This is a genomic window from Chryseobacterium soli (assembly GCF_000737705.1).
In the GTDB taxonomy this organism is placed as follows: Bacteria; Bacteroidota; Bacteroidia; order Flavobacteriales; family Weeksellaceae; genus Chryseobacterium; species Chryseobacterium soli.
Genome location: NZ_JPRH01000008.1, coordinates 1 through 26,685, shown reverse-complemented (window position 1 = coordinate 26,685; position 26,685 = coordinate 1). Strand labels below are relative to the sequence as shown.

The window sequence follows — 26,685 nt, the reverse complement described above, 5'->3', positions numbered from 1 at the left end:
CAATGAATACTAAATTAGATAATATAACAACCCAATATAGAAAGTTCAACGAAAATCAAGCGTTAACAGAAGGGCAATTAAATGAATTTATAGACTATTTCGAAGATCAGGACAGATTATCAAGAACCCGTTTGAGTGGTGTAGGAGTAGTATGTGGATTTAAATCAGCGTACTCAGATTTTATCTTCCAGCCTGCTTTGGTAAAAAAAGAGTCTAAGCCTGGAGATTTGGATCTGGACTTTAATACGATTGGAATTACACAAGGTGTGGGAGTTACCACAGATGGAGACTTAATAACGCTGCGTAAACAAGGAAATAATCCGTCAGAGGTTGGAATAGACTTTAATAGTAATAGTTATAAGTACTATAGAGATTATACCGATAAAGTCAGATATGAACATTTTTGCATTGCAGGTAAGCAGATTCCTCTTTTAGAGTTGATTACGCAGGCTGAGTATGATCAATTGAAAAACCAGGGTGCCAATGTTGCCGATTTCAAACATACACAAGAAATCACTAATGTATATGACAAAATTGTAATTCTGTATTTAGAAAGTTACTCTAATGAAGAGTCACCATGTGAAGATGCTGATTGTGACAATACCGGAGCAGAGCAAGTGTCTAATCTTAAAGTACTTTTAGCAGATTCACAAGCTGTTTCAGATCTTATGGCTAAAGGTGATGCAAAAGACACCATTTATAAACTTCACAATGCATATGAAGAACTCTTTGATCATTTACCTAAAATAGAAGCCAAAAGGGTAATTCTGGACCCTGAAGTCACAGAAGCACAGGAATTGAAAAAAAGATTTCAAACTGCCATTAGTGCTGTTGCAGAATTAAGTGATGGCTTTAATGCAATTGCAGATACTTTTAAAGTAAGTATGAACCTGGGCGGACAAACACTTTTTGATAAATTGAATTCTTTATTGTCCTTTACAGGACAAGGTGTAGACGATTATCAGTATCGGTACGATTTACTAAAAGACCTCATTGATACCTACAATGAAATAAAAGGATTGATTTTGCATCTTGATGCTGAATGTTGCCCGGGCATCGCTTCTTTCCCTAAACACCTTCTGTTAGGTCCTGTGGGAGCAAAACTAGAATTAGGAGATCATACCCGTTTCCGTCATGGTTTTTATAATTCACCTGTAACCACCACTGAAGATGAGAATTACGAAAGAGTGATCATGCTTGCCAACCGTTTCGTACAGAAAATCAATGGATTTCAATCGTATGTCGGAGCGATTAAAATTACTCCTTCTAATATGTATGTAAGATTGGGTGATAAAGCAATCCCTTATTATTATGATGTAAATAAACCATTACTGGCCCAATGGAACTTTGAAAAAACAAAAACCGATAGAGAAACGTACAATTTAAGCTATCATACAACCAATTTGGCCGGAGAAGACTTTGTTCAGAATCCATTAAATTATAACATTGATAACAATGACTTCTATAGAATTGAAGGTCATTTGGGATTGCCGTACAAAACCGCATTACAAAATATCAACGATCTGAAAACAAAATACGGATTGGCTTTTGATGTCATTGCACTCGTTTTACAAAAAGGCGAAAAACCTGATGCTGAAGTACCGGTTAAAGAAAAAACAGTATCAATAGATGATCTCAGAAAGCAGCTGGTAACAATTTCAAGCGATATCAGCAATCAGAAAGGAAACTCTCAGAATACGTTACTGAACATCTCCAAATTAGATGAAAAGCTAAGATTATTAAACCAGGCTGAATTCTCAAAAGAAACTACATCAGACGGTATTACTGTTGTAAAACAGGATCCTAAAAAAGGTGATGTGGTAAGCGAACTGTTAAGTGAATTTTTAGAGAGAAAATCTGGCTTGGAACATGTTGCCGGTGTAGAACCGGGTGGAACCTTTGTTTTGATTTACGATTCAGAAACAAAAAATCAGGTTTTGGCTGATTTCTCACTGCCATACTTATGTTGTTCTAAAAAAGATCCTGTATCCCTAATATTACCGGCAACTGCATTATGTCAAAAAGATGCTCCAATTGCAATGACAATCGTTCCGGTAAATGGTGAAGTAAAAGCATTTGTAAACAATACTCAAATCCCTGCAATTACACAATCCGGAGGTCAAAGCTTCTTCGATCCGAGTTTGGTTAATGCAACTTATTTAGGACAAAAAATTACTTTCACGGTTAATGATGATCCTGTGGATGTACAGTTGATCGTGTACGAACAACCCGTTGCATCCGTGGTTACAGGCGCTGTTACTTATGGTGCAGACACATCAGACCCAAATGCTACTGTTGACTTCCATGTTAGCGTTACAGGGAACAACACTGGACTTACTTATACATTCAACTTTGGAGATGGTACGCCTCTATTGACATTAACCACATTACCGGGCAATGGAATTGTTCAGCATACCTATGCTCTTATTGCAGGCAAAGAAGATACCTTTAATCCAACGCTTACCGTAACTAATAAAAACGGTTGTAGTATAAACCTTGCTGTCGCTCCGTTAACAATAACCGGACAAATGACAGTGGTATGTTTGGATGGAATGAGAGTGGTAATTCAGTACAGACATGGTATAGATGATTATCATGAATGTAATGATGCCAGTTTTAATTTGTTAGGAAATCAACATTTAATAACAGGTTCCACCCCGCCGCCACCAGATCCAAGGGGACTGAGAAAAGGAAATGTTCATTTAAGTAATACAAACGGAGATCAGGATAGGCACAATATCTTTCCGGGTACAAATTCACTTAGCAGATACAATGAAATTGTTATCACTACAGACGAAGCAGTACAATTAGCAGCAGGAGCTTCTGATGGTTTTGTAACATTCTCCCTTGAATGTGCATTGGTAGGAGGTTATTGCCACACTGGTGTAGCATATACTCAGTTGTTCCTGGCCAATGATCCTACGCCAATTTATTCCGGTTATCCAATTGGCAATTTCTTAGAAATCAATCCTTGTACAGGAGAGAAAAGATAATGCTAAGGAATAAGTATAATAGCTTCATAGATAGTTCTGCTGTCTATGAAGTTTATTAAAAGATCTTAATACATCATTAAAAAATTAAAAATAATGAATAAACAATTAAGTGGTATATCTGCTCTGAGCAGTATATCAACTCAATATCGCAAATTCAGTAAAGGCCAATATATAGAACATACTCAGTTCAACGAATTTTTGGATTTTTTTGAAGATCAGGACCGTTTGTCCAGAGTGATGCTGCAGGGAGTAGGTATCGTATGTGGCCTCAAGCCCAATCTTACGTATGCCAATAAACTGTTGAGCAGTATACAGCTTTCGCAGGGAGCAGCATTAACAACGGACGGAGATTTGCTCACCTTAAATACGACAAGCGAGGTAAGTAAAGATTTGTATGTAAGTGATTTAAAAACCATTAACATAGAAAGTAAAAATTACACACATTTCAAAGCATATGATAATTTCAAAGTAGGATATCCCGCATTTTATGAGAACAACGGCAGAGGAGAACAGGTCGAGCTTTGGGAATTGGCAACAGCTCAGGAAGCCCATTCAGATTTTCAGCCCATTCGTAATCTTTCAAATATAGAAGAGAAATACTTATTGCTGTATTTAGAGAATTATGAAAAAGAAGTTAAGCCCTGCAAGGGAGTAGATTGTGATAATCACGGAGTTCAACAAATTCGAAACCTTAAAGTATTAGTTACTACAACAAAAGGAATCGCTAATATTCTTGGCGATGATTTTTTACCGATGCCTGATCCTGTAGATGGTACAATTCCCCCAAAAATAAAAGATCTCATTCAGCCCCATCCCTTGTTTATTGAGGATGTATTGAGACCTGACAAGCAAGAGCGGGTTATTGTAGACCATCTTATTGTAAACAATGGCGTTGAAAAAAAAATTTCTTCTGCTGATTTAAAAGACTTATACATAACTGCTTTAGAAAAAAATAATTATGGCGAGTTTGTTTTTGAGAAAATTAATAAAATCTCAGAAATAATTGGAGGTCAGGGGGTAAACCATGCCATGTTTAAAAATGTTTTGCAGCAGTGCCTGGATCAGCAATTTGGTTTTCAGTATGCTTATGACGTGGTAAAAGATTTGATGGAGACATATTCAGAAATTATAAAGCTCCTTCCTAAATCATTTACCAAAGATTTTCCGGATTTGAGTTCTTTTCCTAAACACATCATGCTTGGAAAATTAGCATCCGGTATCCTGCTAGATTCTTTTAGACATCAGTTTTATAATTCGCCTGTTTTAGATGATCAGAAAGCAGCACAAAGAGTCAAGGTATTAGTTAACCGTTTTGTTCTACAAACACAGAATTTTAGATATTCAACCAGTTTTGAAGAAGCGGCAAAAATTAAAATTATTCCTTCGCAAAAATTAAATCCGCTGAGTAATAAAGCAATTCCTTTTTATTATCAGAGTACAAAAGACCTATTGAAAACATGGAATTTTGATAAAACAGGCAATCGATCTTATCAAGATAATTTAGGATATGGTATTGATTTCTTTTCACCAAATACGCAGATATCAGATGATCCTTTACATTTTAATATAGATAAAAATTCATTTTATAACATCGAGGGCCACCAGGGAATGCTTTACGAAGAAGCTTTTCAACAAATAAAGGAGATTAAGGATAAACAACAGCTGGGATTTGATGTGATGGTTTTGTCTTTAGGCGAATTGGTAGATAATAAAGATTTGTTTAAAGCTTATTTTAATGACTATGTAGCGGAACATTCGGGGCTTGAACATAAACGTGGAGTAGAACGTGGAGGTACTTTTATCATGGTGTATGAAACTATTGGAAGAGATGCCAGAGTGATCGCAGATTTTTCGCTTCCATACATCTGCTGTACCCCAAAAATTGATATTAAATTAAGTTTGCCAGGTACTGTTATTTGTGCTGAAGCAGATCATCTACCTTTTACGGTAATTCCTGTAAATGGAGAAGTAAAAGCTGTTGTTGATACAGTCTTAAACGGAGGCGTAGAAATGTTCAATGGAAAATATTTCTTTAATCCGCAAAAGGTAGATAAGAGTTTACATGATAAGGAAATTACTTTTACAGTAAACGGAAAACCTACCAACTGCAGTATCAAAGTTATTTCGGAACCGAAAGTAAATATAGTTGCTGCTTCTGTTGTTTATCCAGACGGTAACTCTGGAGAGGTAACGGTAAACTTTACTGTTAGCGGGCAAAACTTTACAGATTACAATTACAGCTGGGACTTCTGGGATAATGGAGGCTGGGTTACATTAAAACCAAATGCAAGAGGATTTGTGAGCTATACTTTCCACAATCTTATCCCAACAAGAATCCCAACGATAAGAGTACAGGTAGACGGCGGGGGATGTTCTCAGGATATCGCTATCAGTGATTGGTATGAAGCTCAGGTTCAATTAAGTTTGCCAAAAGAAAAAGATGTTATTTGTTCTGAATCAGCTCTCACTCCTTTTGAAGTATCTCCTGCAGATGGAGAAGTAAAAGCTGTTGTGAATACAAGTTTAAACGGAGGTGTAGAAATGCTCAATGGAAAATATTTCTTTAATCCGAAAAAGGTAGATAAGAGTTTACATGGTCAGGTTATTCATTTTACGGTAAACGGGCAATCAACCAACTGCAGTATTAAAGTTATTACGCAGCCGGCAGTTACTGTAGTTGTTAAATCTGTTGATTATCCAAGTGGTAGTTCAAATGAAACAGTAATACACTTTAAGGTTTCCCAACAAATTGGACAAGATTTCATGAATTATGATTACAGTTGGAATTTTGGAGATTATGGTAATCAGTCTCCAGTAAATCCAGATTCTGATGGGAATGTCATTTGTAAACTGTACAACGTGAATCCAAAAAATATTCCGGTGATAAAGGTGATGGTAAGTAACGGTGATTGTAATCAGACCATTTCGTTAAGCAACTGGTATGATCCTCCATCCGTTCCGACGGTTGTTATAAATAGCATTAAATTCCCAAAAGGAAATTGTTGCGAAGATATCCCTAGTGCGGTTCTAGCTGAAGTAGAGGGTGATAAAAATGTTTCTGCATCTCAAGGGTCTTTTACATTACAAGGTAAGGGTAGCGGAGCTTTAAATCTTGACTATTCATGGTTCCAGACGTATAGTGATAACGGTAAGACATTAGTACTTGATGTAAGTAATGAAGAAATTGTAAAAGTCACAGGTTTATACACGGGATCATATGAATTCCAATTTATGGTTATTGATGCTGATACTGGTGTATTTGATGCCAAAACGGTAAAAGTAAATATATCCAGGTAAATAATAATCTTGTATCTGGTCATACATGAAAATAGATTGAGATTTATCTACAGTCAAAGATCATGTATAACGCAAAAGGGTGTTTTAACCATTGTAAGAAATAAAACACCCTCCTATATTCATAAAATAATAATAACAATAAAAAAATAATATAATGGAAGCAGCACAATGCGAGATTTCATTTGAGATAGATTATACATCTTCCATACCGGTAACAAGTGCGAATGCAATTACAACTGCATCCTATGAAATCCAGGGATCAGGAAATCCAGTTGATTTAGGTAATATAGATCCCAATGGTTTGACAATTCTTCCGCAAATTCAAGTTCCTGAAAAATACGATTTGACAGTAAAGCTATCTGTAGGCGGAGCTTTTGCTACAAGTACAAGCTCATTTCAAATTGGAGACTGTAATAACGGTGAGATCAGGACCATATTTTATAATCATGCTAAGAGGCCTGAGTCGTATAATTCCAATACTGTAGTCGACTTTTTAATTAAAAAGAATGGACAGGTCGTTGTGGATACTAAAGATGTCAATACGGAGTATAATAATCCGATAGAGCAATGGAAATCATTTGAAGCAAGAGTTGGAGATCGGATAGAGTTTTCAACAGATCTCATAAAAAGCGGATCACAGGGTAAAACAACAGGGAATATGTTCACCTACAGCACGACAGGTACGACAGGTACTGTAAATACGCCGAATCCTTCAGCCATTGACGCATTATCGTTGAATTCGCAGGATATTGGACCAAATACTAATGTAAAAAGAATTTTTGCTTTTATAGTAGATTCAAAAGTAAATTATGCGTTGGGAACAGATTACATTCAATAGATAATTGATTGGTACAGCTAGATCGTTTTTTGTTCTGTTGTCTTTTATTTATAAAACATAATTTCAACAGTATCAAAATTTATGTGTTTTTGCTCTGTTGATTCAGTCAATATGAAATCAAACAGTGAGATTCTCAAGTTATAACGAAGGTGAAATTGATGATGTAAATTCATCAACTGGTGTCGTAACCATTCATCTTCGTTTAATTTGATTATCCTCATTAAGGTTATCTAAAAAGAATCAATAAAATCCTCAATTTTGAGGATTTTATTCAGTCAAGTAGTTTTTTCAGTTATCTTCTATTGTTTTTACGTCTGGTACTGATGATATTGAAAAGCTTTGCAACATCCTTCAGGTGGATTTCGAAATCCTCATAATATTCATTCAGAGAATGGAGGGTGATAATGCCTCTCTCAACATCATGGTTGATGATTCGCTTTACCAGAATTCCTTTTTCTTTGTGAACGATTACAAAATCCCACTTATCATAATGCAGCTTACTCATCCAATAATCCTGTCTGATATTTCTGCATAAAATAATGTCGCCTTCCAGATAGCTTTCGTACGATCCGTTGTCCATGCTGTCTCCTTTTACTTCAAAACACATGTATTCGCCCCGGTGCTCTACATCATCAGTAAAAGGGATTGTGGGCAGGCTTTCAATGTATTCTTCATCTGCAAACCTGCTTAGGTAGCCAGCTTGTGCATATTGATTCGCAAGCGGAACGTTCATGATTGTTAGATTTGAAAAAACAACAGGAGATGCACTATCTTCATTGAGCTTCTTTTGTTGGTCTAACAGTAAGTTGGTGACAAAATAAGCGGTTGTTTCCGGTATTTTCCGTTCGCCTTTTTCCCAATATTGTACAGCTCTGGTACCCACTCCTATTGATTTTGCTATATCAGCCTGCTTCATGTTTAGTTTCTTTCTGATCTCTTTGAATTCTAAATAGGTCATTTTGATATGTTTATAGTTTATTTTAAAAAAAAATAAGCAAAAAGTTTATTTTTTATTTTGAAAAACGAACAATGTTCGTATATTTGTTTCGTTGTTATAACGGAACCGCACAAATATACAAAATTATATTGATAATATAATGTTATTTTAATATTTAAAAGCTTTGCTTACGCTGTGTAAGTCCTTGTAATCAAAAAGTTAAATAAATGTTTTGTACTTAATGCATCTTATGGTCGTATTTTATTTTTTTTATTTTGTTCAGCGCTAATTAGAACAAAATGATTTTTACAACCTTAAATAAAGTGATAAAAGTGCATGTTTTTTATTGTAATGGTAGTTTTGTTTGTTTTGTGTGTTTTCAATAATGACAAAATTGCGTTTATTTTTGATTGATTTAAAATAAAACAACCGTTTAGCTCGTTGTTTTTTTGAAATAAAAAACACATCAAAAAATGTAGTCCGACACTACTGTTCAGTATATAAGACATCGATTAATTATAGCTGCCAGTATAATTGTTAATACATCCTGTAGAGCAGAACAAAACTTGTGAGATAAGCTCAATCTTTTTTTAAGATCATAGGAAGACAAATAGAATATTGCGCTCTTTTACAACAAATACAAGAAGTAAATTCCGGTTATTCACCTGATTATAAGACATCAATTCCTTATAAGCATCAATAGAGTTATTTACAAAAAGCAAAATTTAAAATAAAGAAGTTGGAGTATTATTTCCATTGAAAAAATACCGGTATCGACTTCTAAAAAAACCAACATTAAATAATGTAATCAGACATCCGTTCAAAGGCTTGAAATATGCCTTTTAGGGTTCTTATGGACTCAATTAAACGGTAAAATTTAAGAAATATGAAAGCCTGTCTAATTTAAAAAAAACAAAAACTTTTAACCAAAAAAACATGAAACGCAGTAAAGAATTAGTAGAGAAAAGAAAAGATTTCGTCATTGAGTATGTAAAACGTAATCAAAACAAACAGATGAAAGTCATTGTTACCGAGTTAACAGAAATGTTGTTTTTGTCCGAAAGGACCATATATAACATTATTCTTCAAAGTTAGCTTGCAGGGAGTAAAACAAAGCTCAGTCTTGCATGATATGGATATTGTATTAAACCTCATTACAATGATTTTTTAGAGCTTACAGTGATCCATGAAGCAGATTTTGAAATTATATATTCTAAAAAGAGAAAAGGATTCAAAGGTATTACACCGTCCCATACAATCTCATAAGTAGATGAATTAAAGGGCTGTCCTGGCGTCTTTCCCAAAATTTAAATGTGTAGGTAAAATACTAAGGTAAAAAACGGTTTTTACTTTTTAGATCTATTGTTTCAGGTGAAGCATGTACCTGAAAAAAAGAAACCGTTTTTGACCTTGGATTGTTAGAAAATCAATTTCAAAAGACTGAAAAAATCAATGTTCATTAAAAAATTAGAAACCATGAAAAAAAAGGATAAGAAAAAAAAGAAGAAAGATAAAGAAAAACTGAAAAAACCTGGAAAAGACATCAATGCTCTTATTGACGAGTGGGCTTATGCAAATGAAAACGAAAATATTCGGAAAAGCAAAAGGTTTTTAGATGACATGTATATGCTTGATCAAGAATAATAAGACATATAAAAGTAGTAGGAAGATGAAATATTTTAATAAATAATAGATAGAAAAATAATGAATTTTGATAGTATAAAAGCACTCTTGATCGGAACTGCAATAGCATTTTCAGGCGGATTATTAAGGGTGCTGGTCTCAATACAAAATAAAGAGAAAAAACAGCCGTGGGAACACTTTATCACCTTAGCCATCGTAGTCATTGTTGGCTTTACAATGAGCTATTTAATGAACAGGGCTGAACTGCACGACAAATGGTATTCAACAGGAGTATTGTTTGTACTTGGGTATGGCTACGATAAATTCCTGAAAATGATCACGACCAATCTGCCGAACTGGATTGATAAAGCAGTGAACCTTTTTATCGAAAATCGATACGGCGTTAAGACAGACAGACAACCTGATGCGGAAGAAGAGAAAAAAGATGATGTGATTCAATAGAAAATCAAGTAAGGACAATTCTTTACTGCAGCTACAGAATCCATCACTTAAAAAACAGATAATTCTCCCGGAAAAGAGTGAATTTTGAACCTATAACCCTGAAAACTCAAAAAACAAGAGAGTAAAACCTGGAAGTGAACCGGTATTACCTGTTTCTCATCACAAAACCGGACATCACTTCTGGGTTATTTACATTCTTGAAAAATCCACCATACACGATCTGATTTTCCAGATCCTACAGGGATATAAGGCGCAATGGTATCAATTGCGTTTTTATATGCCTTCTAACTCAATATCAAATAAAAAACTAAGTCAATGAAAACAGCAAATCCTGTAGAAAAAGACAGCAAATCCAACCACGGCCAGAGCAAAAATCAAAGGCAGAAAGAGTCGGTGGTGGTACCTCTATCCGAGGTAGAAATTGTCAGTACACAAAAGTCTGGAGACTCTATCGTTAATGCTGGATTAGCCAATCCAAACAGCAACCGGCTTAATCTTAATAATACCACTGCAGCCGTTCATAGTCCGCAAACCCTTTACGGGCAGGGCTCTGAAATCATGTATGGCAAACTTCAAGAGAGTTTGTCGCAAACCGGAGATATTAATCATCCCGAGACCAAAGAGGTAGAGAAAGGGTATATGACCACCTTGAATGTTGATCAGGTACGTGACTACCATGATCTTAAATCCGGAACTTATGTGCCTAAGACCGTGCAGGAACAAGCTGTTATGGCTCAGAGTAGCAAAGATAATTCTGAAACGGCAACTCCGGAAATAGCAGAATCTGTTGCTTCTGTAGAAGGGCAGGCTATTCAGGAATCTGTTGTAGCATCTGATATGAGTGCAGAATTTGTTTTACCCGGTGAGCAGGAAGATGCCGGAGCGAGAACTACACCAGCCAGTGCGAATAGTGATCCTCAATTTAATCAAATTGTTGGTCTGGTTAAAAGTACGGCTAAAGCAAAGCGAACCCATACTACTAAAGAAAAAGCCGAATCTCATGCCAATGCAGCGGCAGCTGTCCCTGCCGGAGAACGAAAATCCAAAGCAAGAGGTCAGAAGGTAGAGCAGCTAGATCAGCAAAAAGCAAGTCCTTTCAAAGCTGCTGATTTCAAGGCTAAATTGATGACTAGAATCAACAGCGTGAGATTACCGGTAAGCGAAAGAGACGCTGATAATTTTGAAAGCCGTAATAATATTGATGCAGTCAACAAATCTATTAAAGGAGATGTGGTGGTATCCAAAAATAATGTAACAGGCGGTATTGAAGCCGTTGCTAAGCAGGAACCGAATGAGGCTAAAATTGCACAGCGTATGGCAACAGCACTCCCTGATCCGAAAATAGGTTCAAAAGTCAATATAAAAGCTGCGGATGCAATGCCTCCTAAACGAGGTGATTCTGAGCTGAGTGAACCGATTACTAAAAGTTATAAAGCGGTTGAACAGCAATTTGCTAAAAATAATATCACCGATGAGCAGCTGGCCAACTCAAACGAGCCTGATTTCATCAATGCCCTTAATGCTAAAAAAGCAGCCAAAGCAAATGCGGAAAATGCGCCTAAAGAATTTAAAACTGCAGAAAGCAAAAAGCTGGAAGCTTCTAAGCAGGCAGCGCAAAGCAAAACCAACAGCACGATGGAAGGAATGCACCACAGCAGAAAAGAAATGCTCGATGGTGTAACCGGTAAACAACAAAAAGCCGGTGAGAAAAATACAGGTAAACATCAGGAAGTGGTCAGTCAGTTGAACCAGATTTATACAGATACGAAAAAATCTGTAGATGGCGAGCTGAATGATCTGGAAACTAAAGTGACCCAGTTATTTGATGATGGAGCTAAAAAAGCCAAAGATGCTTTTGAAAAAGAAGTAACCCGAAAATTAGAAGCATACAAAGCAAAACGTTACGGGGAATGGTATGACGTACGTGGCTATGGTAAACGTATAAAAGATGCTGTAAACAGAAAATTACCGGATGAAGTAGATATATATTATAAGCAGGGAAGGGTTAATTTCACGAAAGCAATGGAGAGTGTTATTGTGGTAATTGCAGATCTTGTAACTAAACGATTGAATAATGCGAAAGCCACCATTACTTCCGGACGTCAGAAAGTAGTTTCTTTTATTAAAAATCTTCCTGCCGATGTCAGAAAAGCCATCAAAGGAGATATTGATGCTATTCAGGGACAGTTTAAAGAGCTTGAAAGTTCTATCAGTGATAAAGAATCTTCATTGATCGACTCATTGACCGTTAAGTACAATACCGCATTGAAGGAAGTTGATGAACTGATTGTTGATATTAAAAAACGGAATAGTGGATTCTTATCATCTTTAGAAGAAGCAACAGCAGGAGTCTGGAAAACAATACAGGAGATCCGCAAAACGCTTACCGAGTTACTTTCCGGAGCAGCAAGTGCGGTAATGGCAATTGTTGCAGACCCGATTGGATTTTTATCTAATCTTATTGCTGGAGTTTCGCAAGGATTTACTAATTTCGGAACCAACATTTGGACACATCTTAAAACAGGTTTCTTCGGATGGCTGACCGGAGCGATGAAAAATATTTCTTTCACGATGCCGGAAGATATATTCTCACTAAAAGGGATTTTCTCCATCAGTTCACAGATGCTTGGTTTAACCTGGAATGACATCAGGGATATCGGAGCTAACGTACTGGGAGAACCTGCGATGAAGACCCTTGAAGAAAGTTTTGCGATGGTGAAGATGGTTCAGAAAGAAGGTTTTGCCGGACTTTGGGAACATGTAAAAGAACAGTTTGCTGATATTAAAGCTACGGTAATGGATACCATTATCGATATCATCAAAACGCAGGCGATACAGGCAGGAATCAAATTTATCATGGGCTTACTTACTCCGGCAGGAGCGTTTGTAAAAGCGGCAATGATGATTATCGATTTGGTGAAATTCTTTGTTCAGAAGGCAGCCCAGATCATGGAACTGGTGAAAGCCTTTACGGAAGGTATCAAAGCTATTGCCAGCGGAAATGTAGGGGCAGTAGCGAAAGCGATAGAAAATGCATTAGGAAGAGCAATTCCTGTAGTGATTGGCTTTTTAGCATCATTAGCAGGTCTTGGCGGATTGGCAGACAAAGTGGTTGGCGTAATCCAAAAGATACGTCAGCGTATCAAAAATGCAATTGTCAAGTTCTGGAACTTTGTGAAAGGTAAGGCTAAAGGATTGCTTGGGAAGATTGGTATTGGCGACAAGAAAGATAAGAAGGAGAAAAAGGGAGAAGACCTTCGTACTACTGAAGAAAAGAAAAGGGATTTAGATGAAGGGATAAGAGAAGGTGTACAACTGTTAAAAGATGATAGTTTAACTTCAAAAGAGAGAGAGAAGCGTTTAGAAAATATAAAACAGACTTATGAACTAAAAGAATTAAAAATTGTTACAGAAAAAATAGACAAAACTGGAAAATGGGTTTATATATTTGGTGAGATTAACCCAAGGGGGAAAAGCACAGTATTAAGAATAAAAGATGGTGAAGAAATTCCGCTAAAATCCAACCAAGTAGCTATGATTAGAGAAACCAATCCACATCATTTTAGAGCAGTCTTACCAAAAGGAGTAATGTTTGATCTTAGAGGAACTGGTACTGATGTAGAGGTACGAGCATTGTATCCGGATAATGGAATTGTTAATGTAGAAGCTGCAGGAATGATAGGTAAAGATTTTGTGAATAATTATATAATTCTAAACGCTAATCCAAAAAATATTGCAAATATTGTTGATTTTGCAGACTCAAAGCTACTTAGTTACAAAGAAGATTGGGAAGTATTGGAATATTCTTACGGGGTTGTAGATTGTTTTTCATTTGCAATGTTTATTTTAAAAGAGAAATTAATGTCAGATATAAAACATAAACCTGAAGGAGCAGAGAACGAAGACAAATTTGTAGATTTAATAAAATATCAACAAGGAAGAGGTTCAATTACAAAAGGTAGAAAAAGAAAATAAGATTATGACAGATTTTATAAAAAAAATAGAAAAAGAGTTTGATACTCAAATCATCCTTTCTAATAAACACATCAAAGCAAAAAATTATTATGATGTTGATGAAGATGGAAATGTTAAAACATTATTTTTACGACAAGTCAATTTAAAAGAACTTGATGTCTTATTGCCCATAGCCGAAAGTGTAGTTAATTTAGCTGTCATAGGCTGCCATGTCAAAAACTTGAGGGCATTAAAATCATTTACTCGATTAGAAAAACTAAGTTTACGTCTTAATAATTTACATGGATCAACATTGGGATATTTGAGCTATTTGAAAAATCTAAAAAAACTGGATTTAAGAGGTACAAATCTTAAAGATACTTCATTTCTTGGTTACCTTACTAATTTGGAGATGTTACTGATTGGTGGAAGTGACCGTCTTTATGAGGTGAAAAATTTAGAAGGTCTAACATCCTTGTATCACTTAGATGCATCTTATAGTCAAATTGATAGTATTAAAAAAGTCAGTGCAAATAAAAATATTAGTTCATTGAATATAGAAGGAATTAAAATAGAAAAAATAGAACATTTGGAGCAATTCCCAAATTTGGAAAGCCTTAAATTGGATGGAACTTTTGTAGAAAAAATTGAAGGATTGGAATCATTAAAAAATCTTAAAGAATTTTTCATCTCTACAGGTCGTATAAAACGGATTGAGGGCTTGGAAAACATGACTGGGTTAGAAGTTCTAGATTTAAATTTTAATCAAATTTCAAAAATAGAAGGATTAGACAATTTAACCAATTTAAAATGGTTGAGTCTTAATGAAAATCAAGTAAATAAAGTTGAGAATTTGGACAGCCTTATACATCTTGAGCTTTTATTGTTGGAACCTAGTAGAGATGTTAGCTATTTTGATACTACATTTTTTAATAATTTGGTTTCAGAATGCCAGATATACATACGTGGTATTAAGGATCTTGACAAGATTGAAGCTATAGCACCAAAAAATGTTAAGATTAATTATAACAAAGACTATCGTTATCCTACAACGTTATATCGTGGCCCCAGAGATATTTTTGAATAATCTTTGTTTACAATAGTATTCGAAAGATAAATAATTAAAAAGCTTTTAAAGCGAAATTTCTATTAGAAGTTTCGCTTTTTTATTTCCAAAAAACTCGCTATATTTTGGCAAAAATAAATAAACCAAAAACAATAACCCATCAAAAATCTATCCCATGAAAAAAACACTATTCATTTGCTCCTTCCTCTTCAGTCTTTCCCTTGTAAGTGCACAAACCATTGAATCTGGAAGTCACAGTACCGTAGGGTATATCAAGAGTGATGGTACCATAGAAAACAAGAGCCATGCAACAGTAGGCTACATTAAAAACGATGGAACTATTGAAAATAAAAGCCATGGCACTATTGGTTATATCAAGAGCGATGGTACGATAGAAAACAAAAGCAGTTCCACGGTAGGGTATGTAAAAAAAGACGGTACCGTAGAAAACAGCAGTCACGGCACTATCGGGTATATCAAAGACAATGGAACGGTAGAAAACAGCAGTCACGGTACTATTGGGTATGCGAGCGGAATTAAAAAAGAATGGGCAGCGGTGGCTTTCTTCTTCTTTAAAGTAGAATAATTATCAGTTCTATATAGAATAAATAATCCCATTGAGGATATAGGTTAAAAGGGTAAGGCTTGGATTTTATAATCCGAGCCTTACCTTTTTTATAAGCATAAAGTTCTGAGTATACTATCCCATATTAAATAGATATCATTCATTTCATTAAGCTATGCTAATTAACTGCAACTACAGACTATAGGGGGTAAAAAACTTTAATAAGAATGAAAAAATAATGAATTTTGGACTTTAAAATAAAATAGGATTTAAAAATCAATTACGTTAAAAATATAAGCAGTTACAAATAGTAAAGTAGTATGGAAAAAAAAGAAATAACCACAAAAGATGAGTTGAAAACCTATTTTGAAACAGGAAAATATCCTACCCAAAGTCAATTTTCAGATTTTATAGATTCCTATTGGCATAAAGAAGAAAATATAGAGTCACAGGAAACATTGGCAACTGTTGTTAATAGAGATAATAAGATTCCTGAACAAGGGATTAAATTTTTTCAAAGCGGAACAACGCCTTCTACTAGAGTTGAATTAAGGTTCAACCCAAAAACCTGGTCTCAGTGGTTTGGAAATATGAATCCGGATCATACAGGAATTTATAATCAGTCATTGGGTTTCGGAGCTTTGCAGGAAATTACTACCGGAAGTGAAAATGTAGCCTTGGGAAATCATGCATTATGGAAACTTACGACCGGTATCAGAAATACCGTGGTAGGATCTGCTTCAATGAATGCTTTGAAAGAAGGGTATTGGAATGTTGTAGTAGGCCAGGCCAGTATGTATTATTTTGTTTCAGGTACTAATAATACCGCTGTCGGTCGGGTTGCGATGAGTAACTTTATAGGCGGGTATGGTAACACGGCCTTAGGTAGCCATTCCGGATTTGTGGATGGTGGAACTCTGCATACCCAGGACTACAATTATAATACTTTTTTAGGATTCAGATCAGGCTACACCACAGATTTACCGAATAATCTAAAAGGCCATAATAATGTTACCATTGGGGCAAATGCTCCCATAGGCGGTGAAACAAATAATAAATTAGTTATCCATTCATCAGAAGCAGTATTAAACCATAACACCACACTTCCTCTTATAGGCGGAGATTTTGTAGAAAGAACTTTAGACTTTGACTCTTCACTAAAAGTTCACAGACTTCCACAGGCTGATTCTACGTTTACCAAAAGCATCGTTGCTAAACCGGACGGAACATTCGGGCTGGAGGAAAAAACAAATTCTAATATTTATTGTAATGAAACTTTAACAGGTAATTATTTTCAGATTGATAGTGAGTATAAAAAGCCAATTTACAGAAGTTTAATCATAGATAATATTTCAGAAACGGAACCCGGTAAATCAATAGAATTAGAAACATTAAATATAGAACATGTTTTTATAAATGGTACAGCAAGAATTGGTACTCACAGTTATAATATAGCAAATGCTGAAACTTTATCTGTTAATTTTAACCATGCTGATTCTTTATTAGATTTTGTACAAATCAATGGTCAAAAGGCTGACTGGTCACTTCATATCATCCTGGAATATACTAAGGCTACAGATACCCCAATTCGGTTATAAAAAACCAAATTCATTTTGATACTTCATTTTTGCTGTCTTATAGAAGCTGCTTTTCAGTGAAAAATCATCTCATTCTGAAATGAAGGTTACTGCAACTACAGAACCGAGCATACCAAAAACTTTCACAGGAATGAAAAAAGAATGAATTTTGGGCTTCGAAATAAAAGAGCTAACCATCCTGTTCTCAAAAAATAAAGGCTCCTGCAACTACAGAATAAAGAGATCACAAAACTTTTACAGAAACAATAAAAAGAGGAATTTTGGCTTTACATCATAATTCCCAAAAGCAATTAATGATACTAAGAATATAAGTCGTAAAGAATAATAAAGTACTATGGAAGAAAATAAATTAGCTACAAGAGAGAAGTTAAAAACATATTTTGAAAAAGGTAAATATCCCACACAAAGCCAATTTTCGGATTTGGTAGATTCTCTAAGACATAAAGCAGATATTCTGACCAATGACGAAATGGTAGCTCTTGCCAATAATTTGGCATCTATTGAAAACGGATTCATTTCCTATAATCTATCGGGTAATATTAAAGATCAAGAATTCCCGATTGTTATAAGTTCAAAAGACAGAGAAGATCAGGTGATTACATTGGGCAGAAGAGACAACTATCCGGAAGAAAAAAGATACTTCTTTGGAAATAGGCCGTATACCATTCAGGCAAAAGAATTCTCAGCAGAAGGATTGGAAGAAAACGAGTACTATGTTATGAGTTCCTATATACCATCACAATATCCTATTGCAAGAATGTTCGGGAATAATCTGCCTGCGATTCCTGACGGATTTAAATTTGGAACGCTGGCGGGGGATGCTAAAAACTTTCAGATGCAAATAAATAAACAGGAATTCGGACAAAAAATAAGTGTGATAAATACAAGTATTAAACTTGTCAATAAAACTAAAGAATCTATTCAATACAGGGTGTCTACAATTAACTGGAGTGATGACTACACCACTGAAGATATGGTCACCAGTCATTATGATCTGTGGGATGATCTGTCCATATTCTATAGAGCTGACCTTGGCAACATCGCTCAGTCCATAGAATGCAGGGTCTATGATGAAGATAATGGTAATCTTTTAACGACAGGCTACTTATATGCCGGGCAAAACAATCAGGATGTTTATACTGGCGGTCAGGTACTGAAAATCAGAAACGTAAGAATTGAGTGTGACTATATAACTTTCGAAGATTAAGTAGAAAATAGTTAAGCAGCAATCAGCACCTTAAAAACTTACACTTTTTGGTAATGAGACCAGATGAAAGAATTCCAAATGACAGTCTCACAAGATACCCGGGACTATTAAAAAAGCATCAGCAGTAAAAAATAGTAAATAATATGGAAAAAAATAAACTAAGTACAAGAGATCAGTTAAAAACTTATTTTGAAAAAGGTAAATATCCTACACAAAGTCAATTTTCAGATTTGATAGATTCTTTAACACTTAAAGAAGATGTCATGACCAATAAAGAAACAGCAATCCTTGCCAATATCCTTGCATCTCTTGACAACGGATACATTGACTACTCAAGCAGCCAGGTGGGAACCTTACAATTCCCCATTGCGATAAGCTCCCGTGATGAAGAAGATCAGGAGATCACAATAGGGAATACTTCTTATCGCATGGAAAAACGGTACTTCTTAGGCAGTGAACCTTACACCATTAAAGTAAAAAAAATCTCTGGAGAAGAATTAGGCGAAAACGAATACTATAGCTTGATTTATCAAATCAATCAGAACTTTACAATTAATAAATTTTTTGGAAATAATCTGCCTGCGATTCCTGATGGGTTCGAATTGGGAACACTTGAAGGGAAAAGATTATCCATACAAATTGTAAAGCAAAATTTAGGAAGAAAAGTAAACATTGTCAACACAAGTATCAGGTTTATTAATAAAACGGGAGTACTTATCCAGTATAGGGCAGAAGCAGGCAGCTGGGGGGATATATACAGAAGTGAAGATACCGTTACCGATCATTACGATATAGGGGATTTTCTCTATCTGTACTACAATGTAGACCTTAGAAAAACCGAGCAGTCCATAGTATGCAAAGTGTATGATACAGATAATGAAGGTCTTTTAATGACAGGTTACCTGAATGCCGGACAAAATAATCAGAATAGTTGGGGTGGTGGTGTAATAAATAAGATCAGAAACATAAGAATCGAATGTGATTATGGAGATATAATACCACAAGACCCTGGAAATAATTGGACATAAGGAGTTTAAAAAACTGTACACTCTTTTGAAATAAGGGAAACAGATATGGTAAGAATACCTTAAGAAAAGTAGCAGCAGATATACGTAAGGTTACAAAACCCCTGTTCTACGCATACCAATATGCCGATTTCTGCGATTGGATGACCAATGAAACTGTGGATTACAGTACCAAAACAGCCGGCTCCACATCCTTTGGTGGTAGTATAGTACGGCTACTTCAATACCGGTTTGGTATTGCTGAAATACAACTTTAACAATACCGCAAATGTATTCTTTACATCTATAAATTAGATATAAATGTACAAGCCTGCTCAGGCATTCTATCATTCTAAAAAAAAATAAAAATCAATAAACGAAATGTCAATACCATTAAATACAATATACAGCTACTTCGAAACCGGTGATTCTCCTACTCAGGAACAGTTTCAGGCTTCATGGTCCTCTTTTTGGCACAAAGACGAGACTATTCCTACCAATAAAGTGATGGGATTAGAAAGTGAACTGCAAAATAAAGCCGACAAAACGAGTTTTGAAGCCCATATTTCAAGTCCGGATGCTCATGTTCATTATTTAGCTAAAAAAGATGCATCAAACTTAGACAGTAACAATGTTCAGGCATGGAAAGCAGCGTTAGGAGTTGGAGAATTGCCTGAAAATATAGGAACTGTTGATAATACAGACCATATTGGGAGCGTCTATACCAAAATCCAGAGTGACTCAAAATATATGATGCTGGGCGACTTTGTGAATGATGATCAGAAAATTCTGGCAGAAAAAATTGAAGCTTTAGGTATAACGAATTTAATAGAAGCTGTTGAAACTACAATTTCAGAGTTTGCTGATCATTCGGTTGCCTATGTTTTTGAAGATAACGATTTCATTGCTATTCCGGTGAATGGAGAGAATTATACTCTTTACATGTTCAAAGGAGGTGAAAAGACAAATAAATATAACTATCTCCCTACAGGAATTTCAAACGTTACCATAGGAATGGTAGAAGGTTTGCAGGGAGCACTGAATGCAAAAGTCGACAAACCCTCATCAGATGGGAAATTTTACATAAACAGACAATCCGGAGTTACCACCACACAACCTTTACCGGACGAAACCCTTGCCACAGTAGTTAACAGAAATAATTATTCTCCCAACAGCATTGCTTTTACTGAAGATGTTTCCGGATCAGGATTACCCGGTAAAAATGCAGTTTTAGGGGTAAACAAATCTACCTATTCTTTTTTCTTCGGAAATATGAATACCGCTCACACGGGAACTTATAATATAGCCTTAGGATACAACAGTTTGCCATCGATAACCTCAGGACAGGCCAATACGGTTGTAGGACATTATGCAGGGAAAGATGTTACAGCAGGATCCGCTAATGTGGTAATGGGATTAGAGTCTGCCACAGGACTTACTACAGGAAATGATAACACGTTGATAGGGGTTTCATCAGGGTACGGACTTAAAGGCGGAACAGGAAACTCCATGCTTGGAAAATGGACTGGATGTTTTATTGCCGGTAATAACAATACATTTTTAGGGTATCAGGCCGGTCAGTTTTGGGGCCGGGGCGGTTCAGGTCTCTGGTCTTCAAATATTGTCATTGGAGCAGGCTCCTCAGGACATTCTAACGGAATTTGGGGGGAGAACAATGTCATTATCGGTTCCAATCTGGAATTAATTGGCCTTCAGAGTAATAAGTTCATTATCAATAATTTTTTAGCAAAAGACAATAATTATTATAAGACTCATTTCATTGAAGGGAATTTTGCTGACCGCTGGCTAAGGTTTGATACAAGTTTGCAGGTTCTCAGACTTCCTGTGGCAGATGCTTTATTTACAAAAGATGTAGTAGCCAAACCAGATGGAACATTTGGTCTGAAAGATAAGCAGGAACATATCCCGTTATCCGGAACCAAATCAGGAAAACCGGTGACAGGAATCATCGAGTTTTCTACGGAAGAATCAGCATCAATAAAAAGTGGTTCAGCTTCACTATCTATTACTGACGGGTATACAACGATTATTTCGGGAGATCCCTCAAGCGGAGATAAAAGCCAATTGCTGATTAACCCCTCTCAAATTGTTTTATCTCAGGATATAGGCGTAAATGGAAAATCTGTAAACCTAAACAAATGGTCGGATAGAATTGAGGTAAAAGCACCTACCTATGGCCCTGGTATAGTTTCCTCTGAATATTACGGAGATAATTATGAAGACCACTCATTTGTACAGAAAAGATGGGTTGATGAAAAAATAAAACCTAAGTATAAAATCTACAGAGCCCTGTTACAGGCGGATGAAAATTCCTTTGATCCTGCATTTATGGTATTGGAAAATACGATTGGAGATATTAGCTGGGGACGTAATGATGTTGGATTCTATACTGGGAAATTAGATAAAGCTTTCCCCAAAGGCAAAGTTTGGATTAACAGCAAAATAAATATGCCGTTTAGCAAATCCTCTCCGGTAGACTGTATGGCCGTACGATTGGATGATAACGTCATAAAGCTGAATATTCATAGCCCCAGCGAAGTGTATGCCCCTGTGGACATGGGCGGGGAATTCGGAATTATTGAAATTTATGTCTATGATTAGAAAAATAAGAGTTACTGCAACTACAGGACGGTAAGCCCGAAAAACTTTTATAAGAACAAAAAATAGCTGAATTTTGAACTTTCAATCATCAATACTAATTGCATTCGGAAAGCAGTTAAATACGATTACCAAATCAAATAAAACATAACCTCAACCGCTTACCGGATCATCCATACACCCCTAAAAACCAAACCCCAAACACTAAAAAACCTCAATCGAGTAGGATACCCTTTAATGGGAAGCCTTTTACTCTTGAAATACTGGATAAGATCTATTGTTTTCTTTCAAAGGTAAGATTGATTTCTTTAAAAAGTAGGAATTCCAATAAGTGAGAGACTTTCTAAAAAGGAACTGCTCCGGCAGTTTCGGTAAGACTCTCCAATGGGAGCAACTTTCGGTTGAGGGTTATTGTTAGTGACGAATTAACAGGTGTTTTCAGCAATTTCATACTTCAAAAAAAGGATTCTTGCTGCATGCGGGAAAACGGAGCAAAATGTATTCAGGAAGATAAAGAAGAGTAAATTTTGAATTTTAAAAAATAAAAAAGACTAAAAAACCAATGGAACAAAAACAGATACAAAAATTATTTACTCACTTAGAAGAGGTTATTACATGGCGTATCAACAATTCTTCAGAAGATTTTACTATAGGTGCACCTGAATTTAATACTAATAACCATGAAGACTTTCAATTAGGAGATTATATTTCAGGGAAAGAGCTTACCCATCAGGAAGTTGTTATTCTATTAATAGCTTTATTGCCACGATTGGATCCATCATTGCTGAAACGCATATATTTGGAGTTTCCCCACAGCGTGCTGTTTGACTTCTGCTCAACCAATGACAGTGGTAGGCTCTTTTACCCGACTATTCAGGCCGTTCAATATATTTTGGGAGGAGACAGCATTTCGGAGCGGCTGAATGTGTTGGAGTATTTCGGTCCAAATTCGGTGTTGATGAAAGAAGAGCTCATTGTTTTTTCAGGGTCAGCTCTCGATCATACCTCCATAAATAGCCAGATAAATATTCATCAGGAAGCTTTCAATGCAATCATTTTTGGAGTGGAAGTGTTGCCGAAAATGAGCAATGATTTCCCGGCAGAACAGCTGCACACCCGCCGGTCATGGACAGATTTGATCCTTCCTCAAACCACACTGGATGAGCTGCAAAGTATTGAATCCTGGTATCACAGCAGCCGGATTCTTATGGAAGACTGGGACATGCAGAAAAAACTTAAGCCAGGCTTACGCGTGTTGTTTTATGGAGAACCGGGAACCGGAAAAACCCTTGCTGCAAGCCTTTTGGGAAAATACACGCAACGCCCCGTTTTCAGAGTCGATATTTCTATGTTAGTCTCGAAATACATCGGAGAAACCGAAAAGCAGCTCTCAAAATTATTTGACAGAGCGGAAAACAAAAACTGGATCTTATTTTTTGATGAGGCAGATGCTATTTTCGGAAAACGAACCAGTGTACGGGACGCTCATGATAAATACGCCAATCAGGAAGTTTCTTATTTGTTACAGCGGATAGAAACGTTTTCCGGACTTATTATTCTGGCGTCCAACTTTAAAAATAATATGGATACAGCCTTTACGCGACGCTTTCATAGCTGCATACAATTCAACAATCCAAAGCATGAAGAGCGTCTGCGTATCTGGCAGCAAAATTTACCCGAACAATTACAATTGGAAGACATTGATCTGGATAAAATCGCCCAGCGGTACGAGCTCACCGGTTCCAATATCATGAACATCATACAGGATGTAAGCTTAAAAGCAATTGCATTGAAAGAGCCCGGCTACAAAGTAAGTATAGACCTGTTATTGGAAAGCATCAAAAAAGAGTACGTGAAAGAAGATAAAATATTCATGTAAAAATTGAATATCAATAAGCGACTCAACTTTCCTCCGAATAACGCAACCCTGAATTTGGGACAAAAAAATGAAGTGGGAAAAGGCTGGGAGAGAGGTTTGGTATTCTCATAATTCGTGAAGGCATCCATCAACTTAATGGAATTAGTGCTTAAAAAGATAAAAGTCGGGAGAAGCTGTTCCTTATGGCCTTCATAACTTCCGTCTTCCAGCTCCCGGCTTCACCACTTAATAAATTCATTTAATTAAAAAAAACAAAACTCATGAAAGTAAAAATTATGCTGCTGATCATTTGGAGCAGCCTCCTCTTGGGCTGCCGAAGTAAACACAAAATTACAACCACTTATAAAGAAAATACAACAGAAACAGAAAACGTAAAAACGGATTCTTTTAGTGCACAGAACTTAAAAACAGGCCAAAGTACATCTGCTGATGCCATACTTGAGGAAAAGAAAAGTGAAATGTCCGGAGATCTGCTGATCAAAGGAACATCTGATGCATCCAATCCCCTTGTTTTCCATAATGTGGTGGGAAGCGATACCCTTCAAAGTATTTCCATCATGGGAACTGCGGAATACATCATCAGTAACCATTATGCCAAGGCTGACCATCAAAAATCAGAAGGTAAAAAAGAACAATCTACCCATACCATTCAGGACGTAACACAGGAAACGGCTTCAAAAGAAACGATCAGAGAAGTGGATTCAAAAATATCTGAAGAAACAAAAAAAATACAGCTGAATGGTTTGGATGTCGCAGCCTGGATTTTCATTACCATCATGGGAATCACTTTAATACTCCTCTTTTTCACCTATAAATATTTTAAGCAATGAAAACATCACAAAAAGGAATACAGCTGATTATCTCATTCGAAGGTTTCAGTGGCAAACCTTACCTGGATTCTGCAGGAATTCCCACCATTGGATATGGGAACACGTATTATCCGGGCGGGAAGAAAGTAACGATGAATGACCCTGCCATCAGCAAAGAAAAAGGTGCAGAACTATTTTCATCCGTTTTACCGACTTACGAAAAAATCGTTAACGCTAAAGTAAAAGCTGCGCTTACCCAAAACCAGTTTGATGCGCTGGTATCGCACACTTACAATACGGGAGGATCCGACACGCTGTTTTCTTTAATCAATAAAAAAGCAGGTGAGTCAGAGATCAGAAATTGGTTCACTACCAAATACATTACCGCTGGCGGAAAAACGTTAAATGGCCTCATCAGGCGAAGAAAAGCTGAAGCAGACCTGTTCTTTTCGAAATAAATAATCCCCACGATGAGGTGGGGATTTTGTTATTATTAACTATGGTAATTCCTTTTATAGCGCTTCTGATTGTATCTGCGAAAGATCAATTCCAAGCGTTGTAAAGCCCTTTATGCCCTCATCAGTAATATAAAAATGCTTGGCATCAGGTTGTTCTTTTGCAATCCATCCTTTGTTTACAAATTCTTCCAAAAGGAGGGTTCCCAGTTTCCCGCCAATATGGTTGTAGCAGGTTTTGGCCGGTTTTTTAGCGGTATTTTGCTTCATGGTGATGTTTTTATAGTTGTTTGAACTGCATATTCAGGTCTTTGGTCTGGAGGTCTCCCTAAATTAGTGTATCGGAAAAGCTTAAAAAAATTAGCGAACAAGAAAATAGATTAAAGCACCAATTCCGGCATACACCGTAACCGTAATAATATCAGCGATCGGTTGTGAAAAGCGTTTTTCTGCAATTTTCTCGGCATTGATCTGGTTCTTGTGGAATTTCAGAATTTTTTTAGGATTATGAACCGGGTGAACCACCAGACTGTCGCTTTCCCATCGGTCCACTATGACTTTATAGGATCTGCCATCAACATTAATTTTAACATTTTTATTAGGCGCAAGTTTCTCCTGAATATTCACCGGAGCAGGCGCCTGTTGTACGTTCATGTTTTGGGACTCAGCGGGTGCGCCTTTCATTTTCATGGAATTAGGAGCAGCAGCAACTGCATTCTTATTGTTGACCGCCGGATCCACTGGCTTTTTTACCTGATAGGTATAACAGCTGGTAAGGGAACATAATATAATGATGAGATAAAAATTCTTTCGCATGAGCCAAATTTAAGAATTAAACGGAAAATTTAAGAGTTTCTTTTGAAAGATCCTGTTTTTTTGTTTGATATCTATTGTTTTTATATCACGTTATTACATCCTATATCCCTTTACCCCGTTCATAACCCCCTTCAGGGAGTATGATAATGGGCTGCAACCCCTTGGATAACGGTCCGCAGACCGTTCGGAAGCCCCTACACCCCCTTACATAACCGGTTCTGCACCCTTGGGTAAGGGGGCGTCGCCCGTTCCTCAAGGGGGTCTGGGCCGTTGGGAAGACCCTCCAGAGGGTTAGGGAAGTACCTGCAGACCCTTTGGAAGGGCCTACAGGCTTTGTGGTGGGGCTTTGATAGTCTTTGGATGTTTTTTCGATGTTTGATTTATAATGCTAAAAACCACACGAAAGGATTCGTGCCTTTACTTTGTATTGATAAAAACAATCTAAATTTATTAAAAGGAAAACAGAGGTGAACTAAGAATCGTGCTAAGTTTGAGACTTTTCTGCCGCATTAGTCCTCTGCTTTCTCCTTGAATCTCGTTGAATGGCTTTAGATAGAATGATA

18 protein-coding genes are annotated in these 26,685 nt (G+C 36.4%); 15 read left to right on the top strand and 3 right to left on the bottom strand.

Annotated features, from left to right (window positions below):
• The first annotated feature begins 2 nt into the window (after window positions 1–2).
• The 3 genes from IW15_RS16445 (at window position 3) to IW15_RS16435 (ending at window position 7,128) form a co-directional block, all read left to right on the top strand.
• Entirely contained in the window at window positions 3–2,993 is a 2,991-nt protein-coding gene (locus IW15_RS16445; protein ID WP_034713637.1) for a PKD domain-containing protein, read from the top strand.
• Between the two features lie 93 nt (window positions 2,994–3,086).
• A complete protein-coding gene (locus IW15_RS16440; RefSeq protein WP_034713633.1) occupies window positions 3,087–6,290 on the top strand; it encodes a hypothetical protein in 3,204 nt (1,067 codons plus the stop codon).
• 154 nt (window positions 6,291–6,444) lie between these two features.
• Window positions 6,445–7,128: a hypothetical protein gene (locus IW15_RS16435; RefSeq protein WP_034713632.1), complete on the top strand. Its 684-nt coding sequence runs from the start codon at window positions 6,445–6,447 to the stop codon at window positions 7,126–7,128.
• Window positions 7,129–7,420: 292 nt separating this feature from the next.
• Here the strand turns inward: IW15_RS16435 and IW15_RS22125 are convergent, their stop codons facing one another.
• Window positions 7,421–8,086, bottom strand: a complete 666-nt coding sequence (locus IW15_RS22125; protein ID WP_051882121.1) for a S24 family peptidase — start codon at window positions 8,084–8,086, stop codon at window positions 7,421–7,423.
• A gap of 1,455 nt (window positions 8,087–9,541) precedes the next feature.
• Between IW15_RS22125 and IW15_RS22865 the strand changes: the two genes are divergently transcribed.
• The 12 genes from IW15_RS22865 (at window position 9,542) to IW15_RS16365 (ending at window position 25,309) form a co-directional block, all read left to right on the top strand.
• Window positions 9,542–9,709: a hypothetical protein gene (locus IW15_RS22865; protein ID WP_165585213.1), complete on the top strand. Its 168-nt coding sequence runs from the start codon at window positions 9,542–9,544 to the stop codon at window positions 9,707–9,709.
• A gap of 60 nt (window positions 9,710–9,769) precedes the next feature.
• Window positions 9,770–10,150, top strand: coding sequence for a hypothetical protein (locus tag IW15_RS16415; protein ID WP_034713628.1), 381 nt, complete (start codon window positions 9,770–9,772; stop codon window positions 10,148–10,150).
• 315 nt (window positions 10,151–10,465) lie between these two features.
• Window positions 10,466–14,125, top strand: a complete 3,660-nt coding sequence (locus IW15_RS16410) for a phage tail protein (RefSeq protein WP_034713626.1) — start codon at window positions 10,466–10,468, stop codon at window positions 14,123–14,125.
• 4 nt (window positions 14,126–14,129) lie between these two features.
• A complete protein-coding gene (locus IW15_RS16405) occupies window positions 14,130–15,191 on the top strand; it encodes a leucine-rich repeat domain-containing protein (protein WP_034713624.1) in 1,062 nt (353 codons plus the stop codon).
• A 154-nt stretch (window positions 15,192–15,345) separates the two neighbouring features.
• Complete coding sequence (locus IW15_RS16400) at window positions 15,346–15,756, top strand: 5-fold beta-flower protein (protein ID WP_034713620.1); 411 nt, start codon at window positions 15,346–15,348, stop codon at window positions 15,754–15,756.
• A 299-nt stretch (window positions 15,757–16,055) separates the two neighbouring features.
• On the top strand, window positions 16,056–17,333 hold the full coding sequence (locus tag IW15_RS16395) for a hypothetical protein (RefSeq protein ID WP_034713618.1): 1,278 nt from the start codon (window positions 16,056–16,058) through the stop codon (window positions 17,331–17,333).
• A 334-nt stretch (window positions 17,334–17,667) separates the two neighbouring features.
• Window positions 17,668–18,540 carry a hypothetical protein gene (locus tag IW15_RS16390; RefSeq protein ID WP_034713611.1) on the top strand — a complete coding sequence of 291 codons (873 nt, stop codon included), beginning with the start codon at window positions 17,668–17,670 and terminating at the stop codon, window positions 18,538–18,540.
• Window positions 18,541–18,683: 143 nt separating this feature from the next.
• Window positions 18,684–19,568 (top strand): hypothetical protein, encoded by an 885-nt coding sequence (locus IW15_RS16385; protein WP_034713609.1) that lies wholly within the window; start codon window positions 18,684–18,686, stop codon window positions 19,566–19,568.
• 357 nt (window positions 19,569–19,925) lie between these two features.
• Entirely contained in the window at window positions 19,926–22,166 is a 2,241-nt protein-coding gene (locus IW15_RS16380; protein ID WP_034713607.1) for a hypothetical protein, read from the top strand.
• Window positions 22,167–22,725: 559 nt separating this feature from the next.
• Window positions 22,726–24,042, top strand: a complete 1,317-nt coding sequence (locus IW15_RS16375) for an ATP-binding protein (RefSeq protein WP_051882119.1) — start codon at window positions 22,726–22,728, stop codon at window positions 24,040–24,042.
• A 260-nt stretch (window positions 24,043–24,302) separates the two neighbouring features.
• Window positions 24,303–24,872: a hypothetical protein gene (locus IW15_RS16370; RefSeq protein ID WP_034713605.1), complete on the top strand. Its 570-nt coding sequence runs from the start codon at window positions 24,303–24,305 to the stop codon at window positions 24,870–24,872.
• Window positions 24,869–25,309, top strand: a complete 441-nt coding sequence (locus IW15_RS16365) for a lysozyme (RefSeq protein ID WP_034713603.1) — start codon at window positions 24,869–24,871, stop codon at window positions 25,307–25,309. Before IW15_RS16370 ends, IW15_RS16365 begins: the two co-directional genes overlap by 4 nt.
• A gap of 54 nt (window positions 25,310–25,363) precedes the next feature.
• Here the strand turns inward: IW15_RS16365 and IW15_RS16360 are convergent, their stop codons facing one another.
• Together IW15_RS16360 and IW15_RS16355 are read right to left on the bottom strand one after the other, a co-directional pair.
• Window positions 25,364–25,576 carry a hypothetical protein gene (locus IW15_RS16360; protein WP_034713598.1) on the bottom strand — a complete coding sequence of 71 codons (213 nt, stop codon included), beginning with the start codon at window positions 25,574–25,576 and terminating at the stop codon, window positions 25,364–25,366.
• Between the two features lie 90 nt (window positions 25,577–25,666).
• Entirely contained in the window at window positions 25,667–26,122 is a 456-nt protein-coding gene (locus IW15_RS16355) for a hypothetical protein (protein WP_034713596.1), read from the bottom strand.
• Window positions 26,123–26,685: the final 563 nt, after the last annotated feature.

Bases quoted from the DNA above. Each gene is read 5' to 3' on its own strand.
- IW15_RS16385 (WP_034713609.1), top strand. From the start codon at position 18,684: ATGGAAAAAAATAAACTAAGTACAAGAGATCAGTTAAAAACTTATTTT.
- IW15_RS16445 (WP_034713637.1), top strand. From the start codon at position 3: ATGAATACTAAATTAGATAATATAACAACCCAATATAGAAAGTTCAAC.
- IW15_RS16440 (WP_034713633.1), top strand. From the start codon at position 3,087: ATGAATAAACAATTAAGTGGTATATCTGCTCTGAGCAGTATATCAACT.
- IW15_RS22865 (WP_165585213.1), top strand. From the start codon at position 9,542: ATGAAAAAAAAGGATAAGAAAAAAAAGAAGAAAGATAAAGAAAAACTG.
- IW15_RS16395 (WP_034713618.1), top strand. From the start codon at position 16,056: ATGGAAAAAAAAGAAATAACCACAAAAGATGAGTTGAAAACCTATTTT.
- IW15_RS16365 (WP_034713603.1), top strand. From the start codon at position 24,869: ATGAAAACATCACAAAAAGGAATACAGCTGATTATCTCATTCGAAGGT.
- IW15_RS16370 (WP_034713605.1), top strand. From the start codon at position 24,303: ATGAAAGTAAAAATTATGCTGCTGATCATTTGGAGCAGCCTCCTCTTG.
- IW15_RS16405 (WP_034713624.1), top strand. From the start codon at position 14,130: ATGACAGATTTTATAAAAAAAATAGAAAAAGAGTTTGATACTCAAATC.
- IW15_RS16375 (WP_051882119.1), top strand. From the start codon at position 22,726: ATGGAACAAAAACAGATACAAAAATTATTTACTCACTTAGAAGAGGTT.
- IW15_RS16400 (WP_034713620.1), top strand. From the start codon at position 15,346: ATGAAAAAAACACTATTCATTTGCTCCTTCCTCTTCAGTCTTTCCCTT.
- IW15_RS16380 (WP_034713607.1), top strand. From the start codon at position 19,926: ATGTCAATACCATTAAATACAATATACAGCTACTTCGAAACCGGTGAT.
- IW15_RS16410 (WP_034713626.1), top strand. From the start codon at position 10,466: ATGAAAACAGCAAATCCTGTAGAAAAAGACAGCAAATCCAACCACGGC.
- IW15_RS22125 (WP_051882121.1), bottom strand. From the start codon at position 8,086: ATGACCTATTTAGAATTCAAAGAGATCAGAAAGAAACTAAACATGAAG.
- IW15_RS16390 (WP_034713611.1), top strand. From the start codon at position 17,668: ATGGAAGAAAATAAATTAGCTACAAGAGAGAAGTTAAAAACATATTTT.
- IW15_RS16355 (WP_034713596.1), bottom strand. From the start codon at position 26,122: ATGCGAAAGAATTTTTATCTCATCATTATATTATGTTCCCTTACCAGC.
- IW15_RS16415 (WP_034713628.1), top strand. From the start codon at position 9,770: ATGAATTTTGATAGTATAAAAGCACTCTTGATCGGAACTGCAATAGCA.
- IW15_RS16435 (WP_034713632.1), top strand. From the start codon at position 6,445: ATGGAAGCAGCACAATGCGAGATTTCATTTGAGATAGATTATACATCT.
- IW15_RS16360 (WP_034713598.1), bottom strand. From the start codon at position 25,576: ATGAAGCAAAATACCGCTAAAAAACCGGCCAAAACCTGCTACAACCAT.